Source organism: Embleya sp. NPDC055664, from assembly GCF_053618075.1.
Map to the genome: position 1 here is coordinate 322,696 of NZ_JBSHGZ010000006.1, position 26,141 is coordinate 348,836.

Annotated in this window: 24 protein-coding genes; 6 read left to right on the forward strand and 18 right to left on the reverse strand. The window is 71.7% G+C overall.

From position 1 onward, the window contains the following. The first annotated feature begins 111 nt into the window (after positions 1-111). The gene (locus ACWGR4_RS13925; RefSeq protein ID WP_380002722.1) at positions 112-825 is read left to right on the forward strand and encodes an RDD family protein; all 714 of its coding nucleotides are present in this window, start codon (positions 112-114) and stop codon (positions 823-825) included. Here the strand turns inward: ACWGR4_RS13925 and ACWGR4_RS13930 are convergent. Next, positions 809-1,012: a hypothetical protein gene (locus ACWGR4_RS13930; RefSeq protein WP_126643288.1), complete on the reverse strand. Its 204-nt coding sequence runs from the start codon at positions 1,010-1,012 to the stop codon at positions 809-811. The two genes, ACWGR4_RS13925 and ACWGR4_RS13930, sit on opposite strands and share 17 nt — an antisense overlap. 182 nt (positions 1,013-1,194) lie before the next feature. Between ACWGR4_RS13930 and ACWGR4_RS13935 the strand changes: the two genes are divergently transcribed. Beyond that, a complete protein-coding gene (locus ACWGR4_RS13935; protein WP_452128923.1) occupies positions 1,195-2,991 on the forward strand; it encodes an immune inhibitor A domain-containing protein in 1,797 nt (598 codons plus the stop codon). A gap of 503 nt (positions 2,992-3,494) precedes the next feature. Here ACWGR4_RS13935 and ACWGR4_RS13940 read toward each other — a convergent pair. The 4 genes from ACWGR4_RS13940 to ACWGR4_RS13955 all read right to left on the reverse strand — a co-directional run bounded on the left by ACWGR4_RS13940 (position 3,495) and on the right by ACWGR4_RS13955 (position 6,849). Then, complete coding sequence (locus ACWGR4_RS13940; RefSeq protein ID WP_452128922.1) at positions 3,495-4,118, reverse strand: isochorismatase family protein; 624 nt, start codon at positions 4,116-4,118, stop codon at positions 3,495-3,497. A 53-nt stretch (positions 4,119-4,171) separates the two neighbouring features. Continuing rightward, the gene (locus ACWGR4_RS13945; RefSeq protein WP_380002720.1) at positions 4,172-5,476 is read right to left on the reverse strand and encodes a nicotinate phosphoribosyltransferase; all 1,305 of its coding nucleotides are present in this window, start codon (positions 5,474-5,476) and stop codon (positions 4,172-4,174) included. A gap of 109 nt (positions 5,477-5,585) precedes the next feature. After that, positions 5,586-6,392 carry an SDR family NAD(P)-dependent oxidoreductase gene (locus tag ACWGR4_RS13950; protein ID WP_380002719.1) on the reverse strand — a complete coding sequence of 269 codons (807 nt, stop codon included), beginning with the start codon at positions 6,390-6,392 and terminating at the stop codon, positions 5,586-5,588. A gap of 94 nt (positions 6,393-6,486) precedes the next feature. Further along, a complete protein-coding gene (locus tag ACWGR4_RS13955) occupies positions 6,487-6,849 on the reverse strand; it encodes an FmdB family zinc ribbon protein (protein WP_143658021.1) in 363 nt (120 codons plus the stop codon). Between the two features lie 271 nt (positions 6,850-7,120). On the opposite strand from ACWGR4_RS13955, the gene alaS reads away from it, so the two are divergent. Further along, the gene (alaS, locus tag ACWGR4_RS13960) at positions 7,121-8,431 is read left to right on the forward strand and encodes an alanine--tRNA ligase (protein WP_452128921.1); all 1,311 of its coding nucleotides are present in this window, start codon (positions 7,121-7,123) and stop codon (positions 8,429-8,431) included. Between the two features lie 308 nt (positions 8,432-8,739). On the opposite strand, the gene ACWGR4_RS13965 is transcribed toward alaS, so the two are convergent. Further along, entirely contained in the window at positions 8,740-9,597 is an 858-nt protein-coding gene (locus ACWGR4_RS13965; RefSeq protein WP_452128920.1) for a helix-turn-helix domain-containing protein, read from the reverse strand. Here ACWGR4_RS13965 and ACWGR4_RS13970 point away from each other — a divergent pair. Further along, entirely contained in the window at positions 9,596-9,838 is a 243-nt protein-coding gene (locus ACWGR4_RS13970; RefSeq protein WP_452128919.1) for a hypothetical protein, read from the forward strand. The two genes, ACWGR4_RS13965 and ACWGR4_RS13970, sit on opposite strands and share 2 nt — an antisense overlap. A 429-nt stretch (positions 9,839-10,267) precedes the next feature. Here ACWGR4_RS13970 and ACWGR4_RS13975 read toward each other — a convergent pair whose 3' ends face one another. Continuing rightward, complete coding sequence (locus ACWGR4_RS13975; RefSeq protein ID WP_452128918.1) at positions 10,268-11,635, reverse strand: FAD-binding oxidoreductase; 1,368 nt, start codon at positions 11,633-11,635, stop codon at positions 10,268-10,270. Positions 11,636-11,707: 72 nt separating this feature from the next. Between ACWGR4_RS13975 and ACWGR4_RS13980 the strand changes: the two genes are divergently transcribed. After that, positions 11,708-12,178 carry an Lrp/AsnC family transcriptional regulator gene (locus ACWGR4_RS13980; protein ID WP_380002714.1) on the forward strand — a complete coding sequence of 157 codons (471 nt, stop codon included), beginning with the start codon at positions 11,708-11,710 and terminating at the stop codon, positions 12,176-12,178. 285 nt (positions 12,179-12,463) lie between these two features. Here the strand turns inward: ACWGR4_RS13980 and ACWGR4_RS13985 are convergent, their stop codons facing one another. The 11 genes from ACWGR4_RS13985 to ACWGR4_RS14035 form a co-directional block, all read right to left on the reverse strand. After that, positions 12,464-13,234: a YlbL family protein gene (locus tag ACWGR4_RS13985; protein WP_380002713.1), complete on the reverse strand. Its 771-nt coding sequence runs from the start codon at positions 13,232-13,234 to the stop codon at positions 12,464-12,466. A 117-nt stretch (positions 13,235-13,351) separates the two neighbouring features. Then, entirely contained in the window at positions 13,352-14,023 is a 672-nt protein-coding gene (locus ACWGR4_RS13990) for an IclR family transcriptional regulator (RefSeq protein ID WP_078979460.1), read from the reverse strand. 723 nt (positions 14,024-14,746) lie between these two features. Continuing rightward, positions 14,747-16,528: a DEAD/DEAH box helicase gene (locus tag ACWGR4_RS13995; protein WP_380035823.1), complete on the reverse strand. Its 1,782-nt coding sequence runs from the start codon at positions 16,526-16,528 to the stop codon at positions 14,747-14,749. A 235-nt stretch (positions 16,529-16,763) separates the two neighbouring features. Beyond that, a complete protein-coding gene (locus ACWGR4_RS14000; RefSeq protein WP_452128917.1) occupies positions 16,764-17,051 on the reverse strand; it encodes a hypothetical protein in 288 nt (95 codons plus the stop codon). Positions 17,052-17,624: 573 nt separating this feature from the next. Continuing rightward, positions 17,625-19,037, reverse strand: a complete 1,413-nt coding sequence (locus tag ACWGR4_RS14005; RefSeq protein WP_452128916.1) for an MFS transporter — start codon at positions 19,035-19,037, stop codon at positions 17,625-17,627. Positions 19,038-19,180: 143 nt separating this feature from the next. Beyond that, positions 19,181-21,352, reverse strand: coding sequence for a xanthine dehydrogenase family protein molybdopterin-binding subunit (locus tag ACWGR4_RS14010; protein ID WP_380002708.1), 2,172 nt, complete (start codon positions 21,350-21,352; stop codon positions 19,181-19,183). Between the two features lie 13 nt (positions 21,353-21,365). Further along, the gene (locus ACWGR4_RS14015) at positions 21,366-21,947 is read right to left on the reverse strand and encodes a (2Fe-2S)-binding protein (protein WP_380002707.1); all 582 of its coding nucleotides are present in this window, start codon (positions 21,945-21,947) and stop codon (positions 21,366-21,368) included. Further along, complete coding sequence (locus tag ACWGR4_RS14020; RefSeq protein ID WP_380003144.1) at positions 21,944-22,777, reverse strand: FAD binding domain-containing protein; 834 nt, start codon at positions 22,775-22,777, stop codon at positions 21,944-21,946. Before ACWGR4_RS14020 ends, ACWGR4_RS14015 begins: the two co-directional genes overlap by 4 nt. A 273-nt stretch (positions 22,778-23,050) precedes the next feature. Next, positions 23,051-23,365: a DUF3039 domain-containing protein gene (locus ACWGR4_RS14025; protein WP_126643614.1), complete on the reverse strand. Its 315-nt coding sequence runs from the start codon at positions 23,363-23,365 to the stop codon at positions 23,051-23,053. A gap of 99 nt (positions 23,366-23,464) precedes the next feature. After that, entirely contained in the window at positions 23,465-24,022 is a 558-nt protein-coding gene (locus ACWGR4_RS14030) for a YqgE/AlgH family protein (RefSeq protein ID WP_078977041.1), read from the reverse strand. 5 nt (positions 24,023-24,027) lie between these two features. After that, complete coding sequence (locus tag ACWGR4_RS14035) at positions 24,028-24,414, reverse strand: hypothetical protein (protein ID WP_452128915.1); 387 nt, start codon at positions 24,412-24,414, stop codon at positions 24,028-24,030. A 151-nt stretch (positions 24,415-24,565) separates the two neighbouring features. On the opposite strand from ACWGR4_RS14035, the gene murA reads away from it, so the two are divergent. Then, positions 24,566-25,909: a UDP-N-acetylglucosamine 1-carboxyvinyltransferase gene (gene murA / locus ACWGR4_RS14040; protein ID WP_126643613.1), complete on the forward strand. Its 1,344-nt coding sequence runs from the start codon at positions 24,566-24,568 to the stop codon at positions 25,907-25,909. Positions 25,910-26,141: the final 232 nt, after the last annotated feature.

The window sequence follows — 26,141 nt, forward strand, 5'->3', positions numbered from 1 at the left end:
GCACCCCACTCACCCGACTCGCCCGCCCCCGTCACCCATACAGACGCGACACGCCAGGGTTGGCCGAAGGCGTCACGCTCACGTCGGCTTTTGTCCGCTTTACTCGGTTTTATGACAGGAAGCCCACCGCCCCCGCCGCCTTCCGACCCGTCCGGCAACGACCCGACGCGCGGGAATCCGTACGGACAACAACCACCGGCCGGCAACCAGCCTCCGTACGGGCAGGACCCGACCGGGCAGCAGCCGCCCTACGGGCGGGATCCGTCCGAGCAGCCGCCGTACGGCCAGGACCCCACGGGCCAGTACCCCTACGGCCAGGGCGGCCCGTACGGCCAGGAGCCGACCTACGGCGCAGGCACGGGCGGCGGCGGATACGGCGGCGGGCCGACGCTCGGCGGGCCGCTGCGCCGACTGGTCGCGCGGATCATCGACAGCCTGATCGTCGGCGTGGTCGCCGGCCTGATCTCCTGGCCGATCGCCGGCAGCGACTACAACTACGACGACGTGTCGTTCGGCGCGCAGTTCGCCTCGGGGCTGATCTTCTCGCTGGTCTACTTCGTCTACGAGGGCTTCCAACTCGACCGGTTCGGCCGCACCCTGGGCAAGCGGGTGCTGGGCATCCGGGTGGTTCGGGTGGCCGACGGCGGGCCCATCGCGGGGTCGATCGCGTGGACCCGCGCAGCCGTGTACACCCTTCCGGTCATCGTGCCGTGTCTGGGCACGTTGTTCTGGCTGGTCAACGTCCTGTGGCAGCTCTGGGATCAGCCCTGGCACCAGTGCCTGCACGACAAGGCCGCGCACACCACGGTCATCCGCGGGGCGTGACCCGAGCCGAGTGATGCCGGGCGCGGATCCCGAGTACTGCCGTCGTCGTGCCGAGCGCGACCCCGATGCCCATGGCGACGGCAGCCCCCGCCACGGTGCGCGGTTCCCACGCCGCGAGTAGTGAGACCGTCAAGACGATCGTGACGAATACGCCGTAGCCGAGTCGGAAGAAATCTCCTCTTGCCACGACGCACCACCTCCCCTGCACCCCTTTGTGCACGCCCCCCTGTTTCACGCTACTGCGCGCGACGCGCAATGTAAGCATTCGATTGCGATCGGGATTTATCGGTCCCGACTCCGGGCACCCTCCCGCGACCGGTCGGGGTGGTGATCCTCGATCTCGGATAACCCGAGCCCCGGAGCGTCCTCGTGAATCCCAGGCGCGTCACTCCCACCCTCGTCACCGTGCTGTGCGCGCTGCTGATCCTCGCCGCGGTGCCCACCCCCGCGGCGCCGAGACCCGACGCACCGGCCGCGGGGGCCGACTCCGGGGCCTTCGCCGAACGCGACCACGACCTGTCGCACCCGTTCAGCGAGCGTCGCCGACAGCGGCGCGACGCGGCGGTGCGGGCGGTGACCGAGGATCCGGGGCCGACCTCGCGCACCGTGCCGGCGGGGGAGGCGGGCAGCGCCGAGACCCGACCGCCCGCCGAGTCACGGGTGTTCGTGATCCTGGTCGAGTTCGGCGATCGTCTCGACCGCCCGAACGGGCAGCGCTACGGCTCGCGCCCCGGCCCCCGGCACAACACGATCCCCGCGCCGGACCGAACCCAGGACACCACCACGATGTGGCGGCCGGCCTACGAACGCGACCACTACCAGGACCTGTTCTTCGGCCCGGGCACGGTCGCGCCGTCGCTGGCGTCGTACTACCTGCGGCAGTCGGCGGGGCGCTACTCGATCGACGGCGAGGTCACCGACTGGGTGCGGGTGCCGTACAACGAGGCGCGCTACGGCAACGACGCGTGCGGCAGGAACGTGTGCCGGGACGTCTGGGCGCTGGTCCGCGACGCGCTGAAGGTGTGGTTCGACGGGCGGGCCGCGGAGGGGCTGAGCGCCGCGCAGATCCGCGAGCGGCTCGCCTCCTTCGACCGGTGGGACCGGGACGACTTCGACGGCGACGGCAACTTCGACGAGCCCGACGGCTACCTGGACAACGTGGAGATCGTGCACGCCGGCGTGGACAAGGCCCAGGGCGGCGGTGAACAGGGCCGCGGCGCGATCTGGTCGCACCGCTGGTACGCCGAGGCCGACCAGGTGGGCCGCACCGGCCCGGCCGGCAACCGGGCGGGCGGGGTGCCGATCGGGGACTCGGGGTTGTGGGTGGGCGACTACACGATGCAGCCGGAGAACGGCGGACTGGGCGTGATCGCACACGAGTTCGGCCACAACCTGGGCCTGCCGGACCTGTACGACCGGGGCAATTCCACCGACGGCCCACCCGGCTTCTGGTCACTGATGGCCCTCGGCGCCTACCTCGGCGACGAGGACGGCGCGGGCTCCCTGCCGGGCGCCCTGTCCGCGTGGGACAAGCTCCAACTCGGCTGGCTGGACGTCCGGGTCGTCGACCCGACCCAAAAAACCGTGGTGCAACTGGCCCCCAACCAGTCCACGGGCGACCCCCAGGCCCTGCTGATCCCCCTGCCCCCACGCCCCAACGGCGCAAAACGCTGGTACATCGTCGAGAACCGCCAATACGTCGGCGCCGACACCGCCTTGGTCGACGGCCCGTACCAACTCACCGCCGGCAAACGTGTGGCCACCCACTTCCCCTACGGCGAGGGCGTCCTGATCTGGCTGTGGGACACCGCGTTCACCGACAACGACGTCTCCCGCCACCCGGGCGAGGGCCTGATCCTCCCGATCGACATCCACCCGGACCTCCTCCGCGACCCCACCGGCAAACCCCTGCCCACCCGCCTCCAAACCGCCGACGCGGCCCTGACCGCAGAATCCGAACAAACCTCCGCAATCACCCTGGGCCGACTGGGCACCTTCCCATCCCGCCCAGGCACCCCAACCTTCACCGACACAGCCACGTACTGGTCCGGATCCTCCCCCACCACAGGCGTAAAGGTCCCCCACACCGGCGTACAAATCCACACGGAAGGCCCCACCAGAACGGGGGGCGCGACAAGGGTCACAATCACCAAGTCCACGCCGTGACAACGCCCGCGGGGGACGCGGAGGGGGATGTGGGCCGGGCCGGGCCGGCTGACATCGAGCCCGTGGCTACGGGCGCCGGTGCGGGGCGGGTCCGGTCGCGGGGTGGGCCACCGCCGGCGGCGTGCGGGGCTTCGAGACTTGGGGCTTGCGGCGAGGCGGGTGCGTTGGTCGGCGGAAAAGGCGACCAGCAGCGGCGGGTGGGGTGGGTGCTCGGGTCGGGTTCGCCGGGCGTGCGTTTCCGGGTGGGTCGGGTCGGCCCCGCAACCGCAACCTGACTCGCTCAAGCCGGGCCGAGCCGGCCACCCCGACCCAACCGAGACGCCGGCACCGCCTCAGCTCCAAGCCAAGCCAAACCACTCAGCCCGGCCGGCGTTTGAGGCCGCCCCCCCCCCCCCCCCCCCCCCCCCCCCCCCCCCCCCCCCCCCCCCCCCCCCCAAAAACCCCCCCCCCCCCCCCCCCGGGCCGCCCCCCCCCCCCGCCCCGCCCCACCCCCTCCGCCCCCGTCACCCCGCGACCGGCTCGCCCACCAGTTCCACGCCCGCCTCCCGCATCTGCGCCAGCGCCGTCGCTGTGCTCGACGGGCCCACCCCGGCCGTGAGGCTCAGGAGTACCCGGGTGGCGAAGCCCTCGCCTACCGCGTCGAGGGCCGTTGCCCGGACGCAGTGGTCGGTGGCGATGCCCACCACGTCCACCTGTGTGACCCCCCGCTCCCGCAACCACGCGGCGAGGGACGTTCCGTCGGCGGCGGCTCCCTCGAAGCCGCTGTAGGCGGCGGCGTGGGCGCCCTTCGAGAAGACCTCCTCCACCCGCCCCGACTCGACCGCCGACGCGAACGCCGGGTGGAAGAGCGCCCCTTCCGTCCCGGCGACGCAGTGCACCGGCCAGGACCGCGCGTAGTCCGGCGTCGCCGAGAAGTGCGCCCCGGGGTCCACGTGGTGGTCCCGCGTGGCCACGATGTGCGCATACGCCGGCGTCTCCGCGTGTACCGGGTCCGGCGGCTGCTCGGCCGCGTTGGCCGCCACGTGGTGCCGGATCGCCTCGGCCACCGCCGCGCCGCCCGCGACGGCGAGGCTTCCGCCCTCGCAGAAGTCGTTCTGTACGTCCACCACGATCAATGCCCGGGTCATCGCCACCTGCCTCCTCGTGACCGGCCCGCCGCCACCGACGAACCCGCTCGCGCCTACTCGTAAATCGTCGGAAGTACCGGTTCCCCGCGCGAGAGCTGCGTAGCCGAAAGCGGCAGTTCCTCACGCGAACGCTCGTGCCGCGCCCGCGCCGCCGACAGCGGCTCGCGCCCGACGATCTCCCCGCCCAGCACCAGCGGGACCAGCAGTTCCCGCTCCCCCGGCACCGGCTCCGCGTCCGCCCGGAACGGCCGCAGCACCTCGGCCTCGGCCACCCCGTCCGCGTCGTAGCGCCGCACCGCGCTCTTGCGGCCGCCGTGGCTGGGCTTGCCCGGCGACTTCTTGGCCACCGGCACCAGCGGCGCGTCCGGCTCGTCGCTCATCGCGCGCGCGACCAGCTTGTACACCAGCGACGCGGTCGGGTGTCCCGAGCCGGTGACCAGCTGCGTGCCCACCCCGTAGGCGTCCACCGGGGCCGCCCGCAGCGAGGCGATCGCGTATTCGTCGAGGTCGCTGGTGACCACGATCCGGGTCTTGGCCGCGCCGAGTTCGTCGAGCTGCGCCCGCACCCGGTGGGCGAGCAGGAGCAGGTCGCCCGAGTCGAGTCGGACCGCGCCCAGTTCGTGCCCGGCCACCTCGACCGCCGTCCGTACCGCCGTTGCCACGTCGTAGGTGTCCACCAGGAGTGTGGTGTCCGCCCCCAGCGCGGCCACCTGCGCCGCGAACGCCTCGCGCTCGTCGTCGTGCAGCAGCGTGAAGGCGTGCGCGCTGGTGCCCCGGGTCGGAATCCCGTACCGCTGCCCCGCCCGCAGGTTGGACGTGCTCGCGAAGCCGCTGATGTACGCGGCGCGCGCGGCGGCGACCGCGGCCTCCTCGTGGGTGCGGCGCGAGCCCATCTCGATGCACGGCCGCCCGGCCGCCGCCGAGGTCATCCGCGACGCGGCGGCGGCGACCGCGGCGTCGTGGTTGAGGATCGACAGGATCAGCGTCTCCAGCACCACCGCCTCGGCGAAGCTGCCCTCGACCACCACCAGCGGCGAGCCGGGGAACCAGCACTCGCCCTCGGCGTAGCCCCACACATTGCCGGTGAAGCGGTAGCCGGCCAACCAGTCCAGCGTCGCCCGGCCGACTACGCCGGCCTCGTCGAGGAAGCTCAGCGTCTCGTCGTCGAAGCGGAAGTTCTCGATGGCGTCGAGCAGTCGCCCGGTGCCGGCGGTCACGCCGTAACGGCGCCCGTCCGGCAGCCGGCGGGCGAAGACCTCGAACACCGAACGACGGTGCGCCGCACCGCTGCGCAGTGCGGCTTCGAGCATCGTCAGCTCGTAGTGATCCGTCAGCAATGCCGTGGTTGCGGTGTCCATGTCGTCAGCATAACACGATTACTCGTCAGTTTGACGATTACTCGCAAGAGTGGCGCGCATCACGGAAATTCCGCGTCAATAGCCCGCATTCATCCACCATCTCGGACATCTACCCGACCCGATCCTCCTCCGGCGTGGGCGCCCACGTCGACCCGTTGATGTGCGTCCCGCCACCCACGAACAGGGTGTTGCCGGTCACGTAGCACGAATCCTCGCTCGCCAGGAACAGCGCGACGCCGCCGATGTCGGTCTCCGGATCGCCCAACCGCCCCATCGGATTCAGCGCCTCGGCGGCCGCGGCGGCCTCCGGGTTCGCCCTCGCGTACGCCTCGAACGCCTCGGTCCTGGCCCCGGGGCAGATCACGTTGGCCCGAATCCGGTGCGGCGCCCACTCGCGCGCGGCCGAGCGGGTCAGCGCGCGCAGCGCCTCCTTGCCGACGTTGTACTCGGCCGTGAAGCGGTGCGCGTTGACCCCGTTCAGGCTGGCGATGTTGATCACGCTGCCGCCGCCCGCGTCCCGCATCGGCTCGAACGCCGCGCGCATCGTCCACCACCCGGCCCACATCGCCATGTCCAGGCCGTGCCGGAACTGTTCGTCGGTCTTGTTCTCGATCCGGTTGATCCGGCCGCCGCCCCACGCGTTGTTGACCAGCGTGTCCAGGCGTCCCCACCGGGACAGCGCGGCCTCGACCAGCCCGACCGCCTCGGCCTTGATCGTGACATCGGCGACCACCGCGAGCGTCTCGACGCCGAACGTGTCGGTGATCTCGGCGGCCACCCGCTCCGCCGCCTCACCGCGGATGTCGTTCACCAGGACCCGACACCCCTCGGCCGCGAACCGCCGGGCGATCCCGCGCCCGATGCCGGCACCCGAGCCGGTGATCACCGCGACGTGGTCCAAAAGACGTCCTGCCATGCGCTGCCTCCCACGTGGATCGTTGTGCTCTCGTGGGTTCGGTGGGTACCGGCAACCGCGCGACAAAACAAGGGCGTACCGGCGAAATCGCAGGTCAGCTGGGTCGCCACTGGTGATCGCAGTCCCGACACTTACGATCGCCGTACGGCATCGAGGACACCTTGCCCGAGCCGCACTCGGGACAGGTCGGCCCGTCCGCGGCGGTCGGCGGTCGCCAGCGCGCGGCGCACGAACCGCAGACGTAGTCGCCGACGATGTCCGTACTCACCTTGGTCGAGCCGCACTTGCCGCACTGCACCTCGACGTGCCGCCGCTTGCGCGGCGCGGCGCGGCCGATCGCGGCCTGGCGTTCGCGCTGCGCGGAGAAACCCCAGTAGGAGCGCAGTCGATCGGCCATGTCCGGGCGCAGGTCGCCGCCGTCGCCGGCCGGGACCTCGCTGCGTGGCTGCTCGCTCATGATCGGCACGGTAGGGCATGCCGACCGGCGCGAGAAGCCGGTTCGCCGGGCCCGCACCGGGATTTCGGGCCCGAGTCCCGGTTCGCCCGGCCGGGGCCCCGGATATCCCGTCGACCCCGGCGAAGCGTCCCGTTATCGTCGGGGACATGGAGATCCACGAGCAGCGAGCTACCGGCGTCGGGCCGGCGAACCGGGCGCGATAGCGCGCCTCGGCCCGGCTCGGCGTGTGTGTACCCCCACCGCCCGCTGCTCTCGCGAAGGCCGATGCGCCATGCTCTCTCCACACATCCGCTCCACCTTTCTCGACTTCTTCACCGCGCGCGGACACCGCCCGGTGCCGTCCGGTTCACTGCTGCCGCCCGATCCGAGCCTGCTGGTGGCGAACGCGGGGATGAACCAGTTCAAACCCTGGTTCCTGGGCGACGTCGAGCCCGAGTTCCCCCGCGCAACCTCGGTCCAGAAGTGCGTCCGCACCGTCGACGTCGACAACATCGGGTACACCCGTCGGCACTCGACCTTTTTCGAGATGCTGGGCAACTTCTCCTTCGGCGACTACTTCAAGCCGGAGACCATCGCGTTCGCGTACGAACTGCTCACCGAACACTTCGGCCTGTCCCGCGACCGGTTGTGGATCACCGTGTACGAGGACGACGACGAGTCGGAGCGGATCTGGCGCGCGGTCGGCGTGCCGTCGTCGCGGATCCAACGGATGGGCGCGGCGGACAACTTCTGGTCGATGGGCGTGCCGGGGCCGTGCGGGCCGTGCTCGGACGTCACCTACGACCGGGGCCCGTCGTTCGGGTCGGACGGCGGACCGGCGGTGGACTCGGAGCGCTTCGTCGAGTTGTGGAGCCTGGTCTTCATGCACAGCGTGCGCGGCGAGAGCGGGCCCAACGGGAGCTTTCCCGTCCTCGGCGAACTGCCCCGCACCGGCGTCGACACGGGGCTCGGGCTGGACCGGCTCGCGGCGATCCTCCAGGACGTGGGCGGCGCGGTCGAGACCGACCTGCTGCGGCCCACGCTCGCGGTGGTCGAGGAGTCGGCGGGTCGGGGCTACTCCCCCGTCGACCGCGAGGACCCCGACCGGGTCTCGTTCGAGGTGGTCACCGACCACGCGCGGGCGATCGCGTTCCTGCTCGCGGACGGCATCCGGCCGGACAAGGAGGGCACGGGGTACGTCCTGCGCCGGCTGATGCGACGCGCGATCCGGCACGGCCGCCGACTCGGTATCGAAGGCGCGATCCTGCCGCCGATCACTGCGAGCGTGGTGCGCAACCTGGGCCCGTCCTGGCCCGAACTCGCCCTCGCGGCGCCCCTGATCGAGGAGGTGACCGCGCGGGAGGAGGAGTCCTTCGACCGAGTCCTCACCCGCGGCACCCGCCTGGTCGACCGCGCCATCCGCCGCCGCCTCGCGACGGGCCGATCCGACCTGCCGGCGGAGACCGTATTCACCCTCTACGACTCCCACGGCTACCCCCCGGACCTGACCATCGAGGCAGCCCGCGAGTCCGGCCTGACGGTGGACCACTCCCACCTACGCACCCTCCTACCAACCCTCCCCCCAAACCCGACCGAGCAATAACAAAACCCGGCCTCAAGCCAAGCAACCAACCCCAACGAACCATCCCGGATCCGCCCCCACGGCCCGAAGCGAAGCAACTCCGGCCCCGGCCGGCCTCCGGCCCGGTCTTCCTCAAACACCGGACGGGCTGAACCACGAGCCCACCCCACACCCGCGCCACCCCCACCCGAAACCCAAAGCCCAACGCCGCCGGCCGACCCGAGCCCACCCAGCCCGTCCGGCGCTTGAGGACACCCGGGCCGCAGGCCGGCCCGCCCCGAAGCCCGCCGCCCAGGCCCGGCCCCGGCTCGGCCCCGCCCCCGCCCCGCTCAATCCCGCCCCGTGCCCGCCTCCGCCGAGGCCGTCATGGTCTGCACGCCCACCACCCGAAGCAGCGCCAACTGCTCCGCCGCCCGGCTCCCCGGCTCGGCCGTGTACACGATCAGCCGCTGATCCGCCTCGGCCGCGACCAGCACCTCGCACCGCACCGTGATGTCGCCGATCGACGGATGCCGGAACGTCTTGTCCATCGACCGCCGCACCGCCACATCGTGCGCGGCCCACAACTGCGCGAACTCGGCCGACCCCGCCGACAGTTGCGCCACCAGCGCCGCCGTCCGGGGATCACCGGCCCGCCGCCCGACCGTGGCCCGCAGTTCGGCCACGTGGGTACGGGAGGCGGCGTCCGCGTCCTCCGCCCGGAAGCGCGACCGCGAGTCCGGCTCGGTGAACCACCGCACCAGGATGTTGCGTCCGACCCCCGGCCCCATCAACGCGACCGCCATCGTGTTCTGCGCGAGCACGTCGCCCAGATCGGAGATCACCTGCGCCGGCACGTCGTGCAACCGATCGAGCACCAGCAACATCGCCGGCGGCACGTGCGCGTCGCGGCCCGACGAGCGCCCCGGCGGTACCTGCCCGGCCAGGTGGAAGAGGTGATCGCGACCGTCCTGGTCCAACCGCAGCGCGCGGGCCAGCGCGGCGAGCAGTTGCGACGACGGGTTGGCGCCCCGGTTCTGCTCCAGCCGCGCGTAGTAGTCGACCGACATCCCGGCCAGCCGCGCGACCTCCTCGCGCCGCAGCCCCGCGGTGCGCCGCCGGGAGCCGTCGGGCAACCCCACGTCGGCCGGGGACAACCGCTCCCGGCTGCGCGTCAGGAAGCCGGCAAGTTCGCGTCGATCGCTCATGCCCCCAGCATCGGCCCTGGCCGGAGCGGTATCCAGGGACCATGTGTCCCTGGATCCGCAGTGCCCGGACCACGCATCCGAGGTCGACGAGTCTGCGGTCGAACCCGACCGCCCGACCGCCGGCGGCGTGGACGGCGGCGCCGCGGATGCGTGGGAGGGGCTGCCGGACACGGGCCCCGCGCGCCGCGAACTCGGCTACCCGCTACACCCGACGGTGCGCGCCGCGGCCGGCGCGCTGTGACCCCGCCTCGGCGGCGGGGTCGTACATCGCAAGGGGAGCCGGTCAGGCGGCTCGGCGGATCGCGGTGACGAGGCGGGCGGTGGCCTGCGCGCGTGCCTGCCGACGGCGGCGCAGCGCGATCGCCGCGACCCGTACCTCTCGACTGTCCCGCTTCTCCACGACCGCCACCTCCGAACGCACCCCGGTCCGCCCCGAGAGGGCGACACCGTGCGCCCCAGCAGGGGCGACGTATCCAAACCTAGGTGTCGTACCCCCATTCGGGCGTCGGCCGGGAGTGCCGATCACGCCTACTACCCGAGGACGACCCGAACCCCGACGTACCCCCGGGGCATGCCACCCCGGGAGCAGTCGACAGGACCTCCGAGGAAGCAGCGGGTGCTCCGGACCACCCCCTGCTCCGGGTTCGTTCAGCCGACCTTCAGCCCACCCTCAGACCACCTTGCCCGGGTTGAGGATGCCCAGCGGGTCGAACGCGGCCTTGATGCCGCGCTGCACCTCGACACCCACCGGCCCCAGTTCCTCCGCCAGCCACTCCCGCTTGAGTACGCCCACGCCGTGTTCTCCGGTGATCGTGCCGCCGAGGTCCAGGCCGAGTCGCATGATCGCATCGAACGCGAGACCGGCCCGCTCGACCGCGGCCGGGTCGGTCGCGTCGAAGATCACGATCGGGTGGGTGTTCCCGTCGCCCGCGTGCGCGCACACCCCGATCACCGTGGCGTGGCGCTCGGCGATCGCGGCCACCCCGTCGAGCATGTCGCCCAGTCGCGAACGCGGCACCGCGACGTCGTCGATCATGCTCGTGCCCAGCCGCTCCAGGGCCGGCAGCGCGAGCCGGCGGGCCTGCATGAACATCGCCGAGTCCTCGGCGTCCTCGGCGGTGAACGCCTCGAACGCGCCCGCCCCGGTACAGATCGCCTCGATCGCGGCCAACTCGGCGGCCGGCTCCGGGGTGTCCACGGCGATCAGCAGCAGCGCCGCGCTGTGCTCGGGCAGGCCCATGGCGGCCAGCGCGTTCACCGCCCGCAGCGTGGTGCCGTCCATCAGCTCCATCAGCGAGGGCGTGTGCCCGGCTGCCATGATCGCGGAGACCGCGCGGGCGGCCGAGGCGGTGTCGGCGAACTGGGCCACCGTCACCAGCGCGGGCGGCGGGGTGGGGCGCAGCGCCAGGGTGGCCCGGGTGACCACGCCGAGCGTGCCCTCGGCGCCGACGAACAGGCGGGTCAGGTCGTAGCCCGCGACGCCCTTGGCGGTCTGCCGCCCGGTGTGCAGGACTCGCCCGTCGGCGAGGACGACCTCCAGGCCGAGCACGTACTCGGCGGTCACGCCGTACTTGACGCAGCACAGCCCGCCCGCGCCGGTACCGATGTTGCCGCCGATCGTGCAGGTCTCCCAGCTGGACGGGTCCGGCGGGTACACCAGGCCGAATTCGGCGGTGGCCTTGGACAGGTCGGCGTTGACCACACCGGGCTCGACCACGGCGATCCGGTCCACGGGGTCGATGCGCAGGATGCGGTTCATCCGTACGAGTGACAGCGCGATGCAGCCGTCCACCGCGTTGGCCCCGCCCGACAGCCCGGTCCGGGCGCCCTGCGGGACCACCGGCACCCGCAGCCGGGTGGCCACCCGCATCACGTGCCGCACCTGTTCGGTGGTCTCGGCGAGGACCACCACCGCAGGGTTACCGGCCGCACACAGGCCGGCCATGTCACGCGCGTACGATGCGGCGATGTCCGCGTCCGTCACCAGGACGTGCGCGGGTAGATCCTCCCGCAGCGCCGCGATCAGGTCGGTCGTCATGCTGCCTCCCGGTGTGGCCGTGAATGGCCCCAGGGTAGGCACCGGGAACCGAGTACCCCGAGGGAGGGCACCGTGCAGATCGACCGGTTGGATGCCGCGCTGATCAGGTTGTTGGTGGACACGCCGCGGATCGGTGTCGTGGAGTGTTCGCGCCGGCTCGCCGTGGCGCGCGGGACGGTACAGGCACGCCTGGACCGGCTGCGCGAGGGCGGCGTGATCAGGGGCTTCGGGCCGGACGTGGACCCGGCCACGCTCGGCTTCCCGGTGACCGCGTTCATGACCCTGGAGATCCGCCAGGGGCAGGGGCGTGACGTGCGCAAACACCTGGAGTGTGTACCGCAGGTGCTGGAGGTGCACACGATCACCGGTCGGGGCGACCTGCTGTGCCGGATCGTGGCCCGCTCCAACGCGCATCTGCAGCAGGTGATCGAGGGGATCGTCGAGCTGGACGCGGTGGTCCGCGCCTCCACGACGATCGCGACGGAGAACCCGGTGCCGTATCGGGTGTTGCCGCTGGTCGAGTGCGCGGTGACGGAGGGGTGAGCGCACGCGGTCGTGGCGGACGGGTGACGGGGCGCCGGTTCGGGTGACGGTCGTGCCCGCTCGGCCCATCTGGCGTTTTTCGGGCGGCGGGCGACGGTAACTGCCGGCGGTCGGCACCACGATCGCGGAAGAGCCGCCTGGATCGCGGGCATCGCACTCAAGGTGGCGGGCGCGAAGGTGATCGACAAGACCAACCCGGCCGGCGTTTGAGGCCAACAAAGCCCACCAACGCCCGGCGTCAGCCGAACGACCACCCAGCCCGGCCGGCGTTTGAGGCCAAAGGCGTCAGCACGACGGAACCTTGCCCCCGGCATTGAGCGCGTTCAACGCATCGACCGCCCCCGAGAGCGTCTCCACCGGAATCAGCTTCAACCCCGAATCCCCCACCCGCCCGGCCTCGCCACATTCACCCTTCGGCAGGATGAACACCGTCGCCCCCGCCCGCTTCGCCGCCAACAACTTCATCGGCAACCCACCGATCTCGCCGACCTTGCCGTTCGTGTCGATCGCCCCCGTACCGGCAATCGTCCGCCCACCGGTCAACGGCCCCTCGGTCATCTTGTCCACGATGCCCAGCGCGAAGAACAGCCCGGCACTTGGCCCGCCGACATCGGACAGGTGCAACGTGACCTTGACGTCCTCCGGCGACTTGCCCAGATACCGAAGCGCCGCGACCGTCGCGCTGTCCTGCGACTTGACCATGTCCTTGACGTTGGTCTCGACGACCTGCTCGACCGATTTGCCGTCCGGGTAGATCGACTTCCGAGGCACCACCGACTCGTCCTCGTCCCACCACGCGGAAAGCAGCGACCCGAGCCGATGCTTCTCGTTCCGCCCGCTCGCGTGGATCGTGGTCAGCAACAGGTGCCCGGTCGTCGGGTACACCGGAGCCGGCCCCGAGATCTCGACCACCGGCCGCCCCCCGTCGTCCCCGAGCGTGTCGGCGACCGAGCCCGGCGTGATCAGGACGTACGGCATCGGCACCAGAAACGCGAAGCCGAAAAGGCACGCGACGAGGAGCAGAGACACCGGCAGGGTGAGCTTGGTTCGGGCCACGCTTGGCAATTAAACACGGCGCGACCGCACGCGCCGTACCGGACTCGCCTCACCGCCTCCGCAGGCGTCCCCCAGGCGTGCCACGGCCACCCCACAGGCACCGCCCCGACCCCGACCCTACGCCGCGGACACCCGCACGCCGCCCAGTTCGTTGGACAGTTCGGCCGCCGCCTCGGCCACCCGACGCCCCAGGCGTTCGGTGTCCAGGTTGCCGAGCGAGACGATCCCGACGCTCGATTCCACCGCCGCCAGATCCGGCACCGCCGCGGCGATCCCCGGCACCGTGTTCCGACCGTCGCCCGGGGCGTACACATAGGACCTGGGCCCGTCCAGCCCGGCCATCACCCGACGCGCGGCCAGGATCGCCAACCCCGCAGCACCCGCGTCCAGCGCGTGCCGCGAGCCGACCCGGTAGGCCACGTGGTAGTCGGTCCAGGTGGGTTCGGCCACGGCGACCACGAGGGCCTCCATGCCGTCCACGATGGTCAGGTGCGCGGTGGCCCCGGTCTCCTCGGCGAGCCGACGCAGACACGGCACCGCCGCGTCGCGAACCAGCGGGTGGGCCCGACGGGCCAGTTGCAGCGCACCGAGGCCGAGCTTGGTACGTCCGCTCTCGTCGCGGCGGACCAGGCCGTGCTGCTCCAGGGTGGCGAGAATGCGGTAGACGACGGTGCGGTTGACGCCCAGCGCGGCGGTGATGTCGTACACCGACAAACCGTCCGAGGCATCGGCGAGCAGTTCGAGGACCTTGAGTCCTCGGTCCAGGGTCTGTGACGTCTCGGCGACCACCGGCCCCCCTCCCTTCGCGTGACGTTGCATTACGTCCAGCGGCGGCGTTCGATCCCCGAACGGAACGCCACATTCGCGAGGCTGTGCGGCGCCAGATCATGGGGCCAGGACACGTACTCGTCACCATTCGGCGGGCAGGCCGAACGGATTCCCACGCCCACGCAGGACGGTTTCTCCTGTGCGAGGCGTCAGAGGATCACGCTAACCAGAGGGGGAAGCTTTGGCACCGGATATCCGGGATACGGACAGCTAAAATATCAGATGAATCAGGACATAAGCTACAAATAAACCAATCCACAACATGCGATCCTCGCCACGTTGCGCACACGGCGGCATCCGGGCAGCTCCGTACTCACCAGTCGGACACCGCGTCCCAACCCCTGAGATCAAACGCAGTCCGTCCCCCGACCGCCGAGCGCGCCCCATCACCGAAATCAAGACAATCCCAGCCGCCACCATCGACCCGAAATCACCCGCCCCACCCGGAGCGATCACCCATCGCCGGGCTCAACTCCGGCTCGCGCGGCTCGGACTGGAGCGAGTGCTCGGGCTGGGGCAAGGGCTCGGGCTGGAACTCGGGCCGGGGCAGTGGCTCCGGCTCGCGCTCGGACGAGTGCTCGGGCTCAAACGAGCGCTCGGGCAGTTCGAGGCAACGACTCCGGCACCGGCCCCGGCAAGGGCTCGGGCCCGCCACCCCTCCTCGGCGCGCCACCCCGCCCCGCCTCACCGCCCCGACGTGGCCCACTCCCGGATCTTCCCGATCCGCGCCTCCAACTGCCCCGCCGAGGCCTGGGCCACCGCCGGCCCGCCGCACACCCGCCGCAGCTCGTTGTGGATCTGCCCGTGCGTCTGCCCGGTGCGGTGGTGCCACGCGGCCACCATCGTGTTGAGCTCCTTGCGCATCGCGGTCATCTGACGATGCGTCACCACTGGGCGCTGGTCGGCCGGTTTCTCCGACAGGTCGGCCTCGTGGTCCGGCCGGCGTCGGCTCTTGGCCACCTGCTTGGCCTGGCGCGACTGCAACAACATCTGCACCTGGTCGGGTTCGAGCAGCCCGGGCAACCCCAGGTATTCCTGCTCCTCCTCGCTACCCACGTGCGCCTGGAGCCCGAACTCCGCGCCGTCGAACAACACCCGGTCGAACCGGGCCTCGCTCTCCAGCGCCTCGAACGCGAACTCCTCCTGCTGTCCCGGCTCGTCCTTCTGCGCGTTGGCCTGGGCAAGGAGGGCGTCCTCCTCGTCGTACATCCCGCCCTCCTTCTTCGGGCGGTCCAGCACGTGGTCGCGCTCGATCTCCATCTCGTTCGCGTGCTGGAGCAGCGTCGGCACGGAGGGCAGGAACACCGACGCGGTCTCACCACGGCGGCGGGCCCGCACGAAGCGCCCCACGGCCTGCGCGAAGAACAGCGGCGTCGAGATCGTCGTCGCGAACACACCCACCGACAGCCGAGGCACGTCCACCCCCTCGGACACCATCCGCACCGCGACCATCCAGCGCTCCTCGGAGGCGGAGAAGTCCTCGATCTTCTTCGAGGCGCCGGCGTCGTCGGAGAGCACCAGCGTCGCGCCCTGACCGGTGATCTCCCGAATCATCCGCGCGTACGCCCGAGCCGACTCGTGGTCGGTGGCGATCACCAGACCACCCGCGTCCGGAATGGCCTTGCGCACCTCGCCCAACCGCTTGTCGGCGGCCCGCAACACCTGCGGCATCCACGACCCCTGCGGATCCAGCGCGGTACGCCAGGCCTGACTGATCGCGTCCTTGGTCATCGGCTCGCCGAGCGAGGCCGCGATCTCGTCCCCGGCCTTGGTCCGCCAGCGCAGATCGCCGGAGTAGGACAGGAATATCACCGGCCGCACCACGCCGTCCGAAAGCGCGTGGCCGTACCCATAGGTGTAGTCGGCCGACGACCGCCTGATGCCGTCCTTGCCCTCCTCGTACGCCACGAACGGAATCGGGTTGATGTCCGACCGAAACGGCGTACCGGTCAACGCGAGCCGCCGGGTGGCCGGCTCGAACGCCTCCATGCACGCCTCGCCCCACGACTTGCTGTCGCCCGCGTGGTGGATCTCGTCCAGGATCACCAGCGTCTTGCGGTTCTCCACCCGCCGCCGATGCAACATCGGATGCACACCGACACCCGCGTAGGTGACCGCGATGCCGTGATACTCCCGCGAGACCGGCCCCGACGAACTCGAATAATTCGGATCGATCCGCAGCCCTATCCGCGCGGCGGCCTCGGCCCACTGCTTCTTCAGATGCTCGGTCGGCGCCACGATGGTGATCTGGTGCACCACATGCGCATCCAACAACTCGGAGGCGATCCGCAACGCGAACGTGGTCTTCCCGGCACCGGGCGTGGCCACCGCGAGAAAGTCCCGAGGCTGCCGCTCCAGATACCGATCAAGGGCCCCCTGCTGCCAAGCACGCAACTTGTTCGCCGTACCCCACGAGGCACGGTTGGGAAAGGCCGGGGACAGATGGGACGCGGCTGCGGTACTCACTGCGACGGCTCTGCTCCAGACCGAAAGACAACCAAAGACAAGCGCTCAGGCTACCCGAGCGCCCCATCGGGGCCCTCCGAACACGACCCCACGCCCGGGCAAAACCTCCCCGCTCACTCCTGATTCCGCCCAAATCCCCAGGCCCTTCGCCCACCCAAATCCCATCCACCTCGACGTCCCAGGCGCGTCCCGACAAACCCCCCGCCCTCGACGGATCGACGCGTCGGCCTCGATGTCACTCCACGACGGCGGCGGCGTGTGCGCCCAGGATCCGGCGCGTCTCCTCGCCGGCCAACCGATCGTCCAGGCCCCAGACCGCCCTGGCCCGGTTCAGCTTCGTCGTCAACGAGGCAACGAGGCGAGCCTCGGTCCTCGGATCGACCGCCGCCGCGATCAACTTGGCGTACCGGACGGTGTCCACGAGGGCCGACTTGACCCGCTCGTGCCGGATGTACACGGGCAGATCCACCGCGGCCGCCGTCCGCACGTCGGCCGGCATCGCCGCGAGCCAGCCGCCGCGCACCGCCTCGGCCTCGTCCGGCCGCCCACCGCGTCCGCGAGATCGGCCAGGACGTCGCTCTGCCGGCGGGCCGCGACGTCGGCGAGTGAGATCTGCAGGTGCGGGTGGAGGCGCTGCCACAGCGCGAGGTAGGCGAGGTCGTAGCGAGGGAAGGCGGCCCCCTGGGCGCCGAAGCCCGACCGTAACACCGCGAGCGCGGCGTCCTGTTCGCGCAGCGCGGGAATCTGCAGGTCGAGCAGCACGGTGCGGGCCTCGGCCGTCGACCGTGCCTGGCACTCCCGCAGGAATCGCGACTTCCCGATGCCGCCGACACCGGTCACGTTCACGACGCGCAGGCCGTCCCCGGCGTCGGTCCACACCGCCTCGAAGGCCGCCGTGGCCTCTTCCCGGTCGACGAATCGCCGCTGCGAGCCTGCGGATCTGCAAAATCGCGGTTGCAACGGCATGAGGCCCCCATCCCCGATGGCGCGCGGTACCGCACGCGCTCGGGACTCAGGGTAGTCGCAGGAGTCGCTGTCCGTATCCGGAATCCCACCGCCGATCGACGAGCTCGCGACCGGGCCGGAGGGCTCTCGGTCAGCTTCGAGTGGGGCGGGGGCGGATTCGCGGGGGCAGGAACGTGCCCGCCAGGGCGAGGATGAGCATGATGGCGAAGATCAGGGCGAAGACGCCGCCGTCCTTGCCGGAACCCTCGTGGAGGGCGGCGAAGACGGCGTTGGAGATGCCGATCATGACGATCGTGCCGAGGGAGTCGGCGACCTGGAGGGAGGAGGAGTTGGTGCCGGATTCCTCCGGAGTGGACAGGTCGAGGGTCAGGACGCTCAGCGAGGAGACGGCCAGGCCCATGCCGATACCGCCGAAGAACCACCCCGCGGTGACCGTGTAGGGGGTCATGCCCGGCAGCAACGCCAGCAGCGCTCCGGCGATCGCGAGCGCCACGAACAGGAAGCCGACCCGGACCAGCACGGGGCGGCGCTCCTGGGACGAACGACCCTGGTACCAGGATCCGATCGCCCAGGACAGCGCTCCCACCGTCAGGGTCAGGCCCGCCTCGGTCGGGGACAGCCCGTGTTCGCTGATCAGCATCAGCGGAACGAACGACTCGACCGTGAAGAACGCGCCCGCAAGAACGCCCCGGGACAAAATCACCGTCGGCAAGCCGCGTACCGCGCGCATCGTGCCCGTCGGCAGCAGCCGGGGCACCGTCACGGCCATCAGCACGGTCCCCGCGACCAGGAGCGGTATGCCGACCACGTCCAGGTCCTGGCCGCCGTACTCCAGCATTCCCGCGCCCAGCGCGGCGCCGGCCGCCGCGCCGATGCGGCGTCGGTTCATCCGTACGTCGGGGGCCGACTCGCCCGCCATCCGCTCCAGTTGCGGCAGCATCATCACGATCGGCAACACCACGAGCACCGGGATCGCCAGAAACACCCAGCGCCAGCCGAGGTGATCGGTGACCAGGCCGGACACCGGCGGCCCGACGATCGAGGGCAGCACCCACGCCGCCGAGAAGGCCGAGAACACGCGTGGGCGCAGCGTGGACGGGTACGCCTTGCCGACCACCACGTACAGGGACACGATCACCAGGCCGCCGCCGAGGCCCTGAACGGCCCGGCCGACGATGAAGGGCCACATCGACTGCGCGGTGCCGGAGAGTACGAGGCCCGCGGCGAACGCCCCGATCCCGCCGAACAGCGGCAGTCGCGGTCCACGCGCGTCACACCACTCGCCGGAGACGACCATGGCGAGCAGGCTGGTGGTGAAGAAGCTCGAGAACGCCAGCGCGTACAGCTGCACGCCGTCCAGTTCCCGAACCGCCACCGGCATCGCGGTACCCACGGCCATCGCCTCGAAGGCGATCAACAGGACGACCGATACGATCCCGAGCGTCAGATGCCGGTAGGGCCGGGTCAACACCCCCGGCTCCCGCCCCTCGGATCCTGCGGCGCCACGTCGTGCGGCGGACTTCGACTCCCCTACGGCTGTCACCGAGACAGCCTAGGCCCTGTCATATCAACCGACTTATCAATGCAATCACCCCACCTTCTCAACGAACCACGCCCAAGGCGCGCCACATCCCTGCGCACACGGGCGCGGTCCGCGTCTGCCCGTGGCGGCGCCGGCGGGGGTCGTCAGTCCACCACTACGTCTCTTGGGCGCATGGGGAGGCGGGGGAGTTCCAGGCCGGTGGCGTCGCGGACGGCTGCGGCCAGGGCGGCCGGAACCGGGACGATGGCGGCGTCGCCGAGGCCCTTCGCGCCGAAGGGGGCGCCCGGTTGGGGCTCCTCGATCCACGCGGCGACCCGCACCGGCGGTACGTCCCACGGCCCGGGCGGCGCCCACACCGCCTCGGCGTCCTCCGTCAGCGCCAGCCCCACCCCCATCGCCACCGAACTCTCCACCCGCACCCGGGCCTGCGCCGGATCCAGCACCCGCCCCGCGTCGTAGGCCCCGGTCACGTCCACCACCCGGATCGTGCCCAGCTCCGGATCCAGGTCCACCACCACCCGACACGCCGAAAACGCCACCGCCGGGTATGCGTTGCCCTGCCCCGCGTCGTCCAACGGCTCCGTGCTCGGCGCCCGACACGCGCCCGCCGTGGTCACCGTCGCCGTGTCCTCGTACATCACATCCACCGGCAGGTCGATCAGCCCGTCGTAGGACCGGATCCGCCCGTCGCGCACATCCAGCAACCGCGCCGTCATCCCGTACCGCGCCGCCACCGGCGCCAACAACCGCTCCCGGATCTCCCGCGCCGCCTGCTCCACCGCCCCCGCGGTCAGCCACGTGTGCCGCCCCACCCCCGGCGCCCCCGCCGTCGGCAGCGCGGTCCCGGCCTGGAGCACGATCGCGTCCGGCACCCCCAGCACCTCGTCGACGATCTGCCGCACCAGGGTCACGAAGCCCTGCCCGACCTCGACCGCCGCGCACGTCACCGTCACCACCCCGCCGTCGAGCCGCACCGTCGCCGTCGACGACTCGTCGGCCCCCTCGATCCCGAGCAGCGGCATCAGCCCGACCGCGTACCCCGTCCCGCGCAACGTCCCCGGCGCGAGCGCCACCGCCGGCGGCGCCGCCTCGGCCACCGCCCGCAACGCCGCCCCCACCGGCACCGGCCCGTCCAGCACCTGACCCGTCGTCAACATCGTCCCGGTGCTCAGCGCGTTGCGCAGCCGCAGCTCCACCGGGTCCATCCCCAGCGCGTCCGCCAGCTTGTCCATCTGCGCCTCGTGCGCGAAGCACACCTGCACCGCGCCCGGCCCCCGCATCGCCCCGGCCGGCGCGTTGTTGGTCCGCACCGCCCACGCATCCACCGCCGCGTACGGCACCATGTACGGCCCCGCCGCACATCCGATCAACCGCCCGACCACCTCCGCCGACACCCCGGCGTACGCACCGCCGTCCAGGATGATCTGCGCCTCCACCGCGAGCAGCCGCCCGTCCCGGTCCGCCCGATGCGTGTACTTCATCCGCGCCGCGTGCCGATGCCCACCCGCGCGCAGCGACTCGTCCCGATCGAGCACCGCCTTGACCGGTCGCCCCGTGCGCAGCGCCAACAGCCCCACCACGGCGGTCAGTCCGACGTCCTCGCGGCTGCCCCCGGAGCCGCCCGCGCCGGTGGGCATCAGCCGGACCATCCCGGCCGGCAGTCCCAGACACTCGGCGACCTGATCGCGGTCCGCGTGCGGATACGGCGTGGCCACGTGCAACTCGACCCCGCCGTCGGGCGAGGGCAGCGCAAGCGCGGCGTCGGTGGCCGGATTGGCCTGATACTGCGCCGGCACCTCGTACAGCCCCTCGACCACCACCTCCTCCACGGGCGTACCGTCCCGACGCACCCTGACCGGCCGCCCGTGCCGCAACGCGATGTGCCGCAGCACGTTCCCGTCCGGATGCAACGGCGGCCCCGCGAAGGCGTGTTCGGGGTCGACGGCCGGCTCCAGCGGCTGGTACGACACCAGCACCGCCGCGGCGCCGGCCCGCGCCGCCTGCAACGTCTCCGCCGCCACCGCCGCGACCGCCTCCCCGGCAAACCGCACCACACCGTCGGCCAGGACCGGCCGATCCGCCACGATCGCCCCGTGGCACGCCCCGGCGGGCAGGTCGGCGGCGGTGACCACACCGCGCACCCCCGGCACCGCGTAGGCCGCCCCGGCGTCGATGCCCAGGATCCGCGCGTGCCGATGCGGCGAGCGCACCAGCACGCACCACAGCAGCCCCGGCGCCCACAGGTCGCCGGTGTACGAGAACCGCCCCCGGGCCTTGGCGTCGCCGTCGGGGCGCGGCGCGGATTCGCCGATCACCGGGTCCGCCCGCTCACTCGGCGCCGCCGGACGTCGGCGGCGCGATCACGTTGAACATCATCGTCGAGTGGGTCTCCCGCGGCACCCGCCGGCGCGCCGCGATCCGCACCGCGTCCACCATCGGATGCGGCCCCGCACACCGACACGGGTGCCCGTCGAGCGCCCGCCGGATCTCCACCTCGCTCGGCTCGGGCGCCCGGGCCAGCAGCGCGCACACCGACGCGACCACGCCCGGCACGCAGAACCCGCACTGCACCGCGCCGGCCTCGATCAGCGCGCGCTGTACGTCGGCGGTCTCCGGGTCGTTGTCCAGGTCCTCGATGGTGCGGACCTCACGATCGCCCAGCGTGGCCGCGGCGATCAGGCACGCGGCCACCGCGACCCCGTCCAACTGCACGGTGCAGGTGCCGCACACGCCCTGCCCGCAGCCGTCCTTGGCGCCGGGCAGGCCGAGCCGCTCGCGCAGCACGTACAGCAGGTTCTCGCCGATCCAGGCGTTCTCGATCAGCCGGGCCTCGCCGTTGACCCGCAGCACGTACGACGTCGTCGGGTTCGTGTCACCCCCGAGGACGTCCCCGAATCCGGGCCCGCTCATCCGCCGAACGCCCGTTGTACCGCGCGCCGCGCGCACACCGCGACCACGTGCCGCAGATGCGCCCGGGCGGCCCGCTGCTCGGCATCGGGGCGCACCTCGTCGGCGACGAGCCGGCCGAAGTCGGCCGCGTCGCGCCCGTCCGCGAGCCGCCCGGTACGCGCGTCCATCCGCCCCGCCAACCACCGCTCGGCCTCGAACGCGCGCACCGGCCCGGGGTGCGCCCCGCCGACCGCGCAGCGCACGTCGCCGACCACGGGCCCGGCCACCAGGGCCAGGGTCAGATAGCGGCCCGCGCCCACCGGCGCCTTGACGAACTCCTGCACCCCACGCAGCAGCGGCACCCGTACGCCGGTGATCAACTCCCCCGGCCGCAACAGCTGTTCGGCGATCGGACCGGACCGGGGTTCGAGCAGGTGCGGTGCGACCTCGCGCACCCCGCCGGGCGAACGGCACGACACGGTGGCCTCCAGGGCCGCGAGTACGGGCAGCGAGTCGGCGGGTCGGCCGCTCGCGAGGATGTTGCCGCCGAGCGTGCCCATCGCGCGGACCTGCGCGGTGCCCACCTCGTTGGCGGCGGCGGCCAGCGCCGGGACGAGCGCCGCCAGGTCCGCGTCCGCGAGCCGGGCCCAGGTAAGCCCGGCGCCGAGCATGGCGAAACCGTCCTCGTAACCCCATCGCCGCAGGTCGGCGACCTTCGCCAGGCCCACCAGGGCCGACGGTCGCACCAGTTCGGCGTTGACACGGGGCATGAGGTCGGTCCCCCCGGCCACCGGCAGTGCCCGGGGATCGCGCGCGAGGGCGTCCACGGCCTCGTCGAGCGACAACGGCATCAAGATCGTCGCGTCCACAGCGCCGCCCACCCTATTGCCACGCGGCCACGAAACGAGCGGACCCGGCCGAGATTTGAGCCAACCCGAAACCCCACCCGGTGAACCGGGCCCCGGAACCAAAACACAACGGGTGAAAAGCGCGTCGAATCCCACCCCGACCGGCACCACCCGCACCCACCCGAGCCACGACGCAACGCAACGCAAGAGGCGCCGACCGAATCGGCCGACGCCCCACGCACACCTCAGCGACTGTTGTTGCCGCTACCGCGACCGCTACTGCTTGCCGCCGCTCTTGCCACCGCTCTTGTCCTTGTCACCCGACCCGCCCGCAGGCATGGTCTCGTAGATCTCCTTGCACATCGGGCAGACCGGGTACTTCTTCGGGTCGCGACCCGGTACCCAGACCTTCCCGCAAAGGGCGATGACCGGGCTCCCGGACATCGCGCTTTCCATGATCTTGTCGCGCTGGACGTAGTGCGCGAAGCGTTCGTGGTCACCGTCGCCGTGGGAGAGCTTCGGCGTCTCCTCGATCAGCGTGCCGGTGCCCGTCCCGTGCTCCGGCTCCGGGAAGCTCTGGGGAGTGGTCATACCCACCAGGATAGCCAGACGCCGACCGCATCGATCGGCGCGTGCGCACGAGCGCGGAGCCCGCGCGTGACCACCCCTCCGACCACCCCCACAACCGCGCTAATTCAGCGTCGGATCCTCCGGGTACGTGGCGACCATGGCCAACTCGCCCACCTGCCGCCGCAGTACCGCCCGCCACAACCGATCCGGCGTCGGCGTGAAGGCGTCGCCCGGCTCGGAGTCGACCACGTACCACGCGCCCGACCGCAACTCGGTCTCCAACTGCCCGGGACCCCACCCCGCGTAACCCGCGAAGACCCGCATCGACCCGAAGTCGGCGGCCACCAGCTCCGGCGGCACGTCCAGGTCCACCAGCCCGAGACCGCCGTGCACCCGACGCCACCCCAGCGGCTCCGCGCCGCCCGGCACAGAGGCGATGGCCAGCGCCGAGTCCATCGCGACCGGCCCGCCCTGGAACACCACCGACGGCTCGCTGACGATCTTGGACCAGGGCACGAGCACGTCGTCGACGTCCACCGGGCTGGGTCGGTTGATCACCACGCCGAGGGTGCCGTCCTCGTCGTGCTCCAGGAGGAAGACCACACACCGGTCGAAGTTCGGATCGGCCAGCGCGGGCGTGGCCACGAGCAGGCGTCCGGTGAGCGATACCTCGGTCATAGGGCTCATGATCCCGCAACCGCCGCGTCAGAGTGTGCCGCCCGGCGAGGAAGTCGGCCGGCGAGGGCGAGTCCGGCGCCGATCCCGCATACGTCCGCGAGCACATCGAACGGGTCGCCGCTGCGGTGCGGCAGCAGGAAGTGCTGGATCAGCTCGCTCTCCACCGCGTGCCCCACGAGCAGCACGCCGAGCGGCAGCGCACCGATTCCGACACGCCGACCCGTCCAGGCAATGGCGGCGAAGGAGAGAAAATGCACGATCTTGTCACGATGTGGAACGAACGGCGCCGGGTCACCCGGACTGCCGGGATTGAACAGGAGGTAGAGATTCACCAGCACCGCCACCACGAACGCGCAGTACGCGAGCCTGCCGCCCCTCGTTCCCCCGGCCATCCCCACTCCTCGTCCACGGGCCCAAAGACCCTTCTCCCCGGGCCCTTCGGCACCACAACCCGCCACGGGCCCGATGCGGATCCGACTACCGTGTAGCGCTGTCGGCCCATCTTCCCTGTCGGTTCCGGCACCCACAGAAGTGCGAGGATTCATGCAAGACGACGTGCTCTTGGTTCACGGCGGTTCCCCGCTGGAAGGCGAGGTTCGGGTCAAGGGCGCCAAGAACCTGGTGCCCAAGGCGATGGTGGCCGCACTCCTGGGCGAGGCGCCGAGCCGACTGCGCAACGTCCCGGAGATCAGCGACGTACGCATCGTCAAGGGCCTGCTGCAACTGCACGGTGTCGCGGTGCGCGACGGCGACGAGCCCGGCGAACTGCTGATGGACCCCACCCAGGTGGAACAGGCCAACGTCGCGGACATCGACGCGCACGCCGGCTCCAGCCGGATCCCGATCCTGCTCTGCGGCCCGCTGCTGCACCGCCTCGGCCGCGCGTTCATCCCGGACCTGGGCGGCTGCATGATCGGCGACCGGCCGATCGACTTCCACCTGAGCGTGCTGCGCGAGTTCGGCGCGGTGATCACCAAGCGCCCCGAGGGGCTCTACATCGAGGCGCCCAACGGCCTCGAGGGCGCGAAGGTGCGGCTGCCGTTCCCCAGCGTGGGCGCCACCGAGCAGGTGCTGCTCGCGGCGGTGCGCGCGGAGGGCACCACCGAGCTGTCCAACGCGGCGGTGGAGCCGGAGATCATAGATCTGATCTGCGTGCTCCAGAAGATGGGCGCGATCATCTCGGTCACCACCGACCGGGTGATCCGAATCACGGGCGTCGCCAAGCTCGGCGGCTACGACCACCGCGCCCTGCCGGACCGGCTGGAGGCCGCGTCCTGGGCCTGCGCGGCGCTGGCCACGCACGGTGACATCTACGTCCGCGGCGCCCGCCAGCTGGACATGATGACCTTCCTGAACGTCTTCCGGCAGGTCGGCGGCGCGTTCTCGATCGACGACGAGGGCATCCGCTTCTGGCACCCGGGCGGGCCGCTGAACGCGATCGCCCTGGAGACCGACGTGCACCCCGGCTTCCAGACCGACTGGCAGCAGCCGCTGGTGGTCGCGCTGACCCAGGCCACGGGCCTGTCCATCGTGCACGAGACGGTGTACGAGCGGCGGCTCGGCTTCACCTCGGCGCTGAACCAGATGGGCGCCACGATCCAGCTCTACAGCGAGTGCCTGGGCGGTACGCCCTGCCGGTTCGGCCAGCGCAACTTCCAGCACTCCGCGGTCATCTCCGGGCCGGCCAAGCTGCACGCCACCGACCTGGACATCCCGGACCTGCGGGCCGGTTTTTCGTACCTGATCGCCGCGCTCGCCGCGGAGGGCACCTCGCGGGTCACCGGCATCGACCTGATCGAGCGCGGCTACGAGGACTTCCAGGCCAAGCTGGAGGCCCTGGGCGCCCGCGTGGAGCTGCCCATGCGGGTCGCCGAGAGCGTCGCCTAGCCGTTCGTCGGCCGTTTGCCGCGGCCCCTCGGATCACGATGGCCCCTTCCCGGGGCCTCAGGGGCCCGAGGAGGGCCGCGCAGGACCGCTCGGGTCCCACGACGCCGGAAGGGGGGGGTGCCCCCCCCGGGGAGCCCCCCCTCCCGGTTGGACCCGGGGGGGTAGGGGGTTAATTTGCCCCGGGCGCGGGCGTGGGCGTCGTGGCCGGCGCAAACATGTAGCCGGGGGCGGC

Excerpts from the sequence above, each read along its gene's own strand:
- ACWGR4_RS13950 (WP_380002719.1), bottom strand. The coding sequence starts at position 6,392 with ATGGCAGGACGTCTTTTGGACCACGTCGCGGTGATCACCGGCTCGGGT.
- alaS (WP_452128921.1), top strand. The coding sequence starts at position 7,121 with ATGCTCTCTCCACACATCCGCTCCACCTTTCTCGACTTCTTCACCGCG.
- ACWGR4_RS13945 (WP_380002720.1), bottom strand. The coding sequence starts at position 5,476 with ATGGACACCGCAACCACGGCATTGCTGACGGATCACTACGAGCTGACG.
- ACWGR4_RS14015 (WP_380002707.1), bottom strand. The coding sequence starts at position 21,947 with ATGAGCGGGCCCGGATTCGGGGACGTCCTCGGGGGTGACACGAACCCG.
- ACWGR4_RS13970 (WP_452128919.1), top strand. The coding sequence starts at position 9,596 with ATGCCCCCAGCATCGGCCCTGGCCGGAGCGGTATCCAGGGACCATGTG.
- ACWGR4_RS13975 (WP_452128918.1), bottom strand. The coding sequence starts at position 11,635 with ATGACGACCGACCTGATCGCGGCGCTGCGGGAGGATCTACCCGCGCAC.
- ACWGR4_RS14030 (WP_078977041.1), bottom strand. The coding sequence starts at position 24,022 with ATGACCGAGGTATCGCTCACCGGACGCCTGCTCGTGGCCACGCCCGCG.
- ACWGR4_RS14025 (WP_126643614.1), bottom strand. The coding sequence starts at position 23,365 with ATGACCACTCCCCAGAGCTTCCCGGAGCCGGAGCACGGGACGGGCACC.
- ACWGR4_RS13925 (WP_380002722.1), top strand. The coding sequence starts at position 112 with ATGACAGGAAGCCCACCGCCCCCGCCGCCTTCCGACCCGTCCGGCAAC.
- ACWGR4_RS13965 (WP_452128920.1), bottom strand. The coding sequence starts at position 9,597 with ATGAGCGATCGACGCGAACTTGCCGGCTTCCTGACGCGCAGCCGGGAG.
- ACWGR4_RS13955 (WP_143658021.1), bottom strand. The coding sequence starts at position 6,849 with ATGAGCGAGCAGCCACGCAGCGAGGTCCCGGCCGGCGACGGCGGCGAC.
- ACWGR4_RS13940 (WP_452128922.1), bottom strand. The coding sequence starts at position 4,118 with ATGACCCGGGCATTGATCGTGGTGGACGTACAGAACGACTTCTGCGAG.
- murA (WP_126643613.1), top strand. The coding sequence starts at position 24,566 with ATGCAAGACGACGTGCTCTTGGTTCACGGCGGTTCCCCGCTGGAAGGC.
- ACWGR4_RS14020 (WP_380003144.1), bottom strand. The coding sequence starts at position 22,777 with ATGCCGTTGTCGCTCGACGAGGCCGTGGACGCCCTCGCGCGCGATCCC.
- ACWGR4_RS14035 (WP_452128915.1), bottom strand. The coding sequence starts at position 24,414 with ATGGCCGGGGGAACGAGGGGCGGCAGGCTCGCGTACTGCGCGTTCGTG.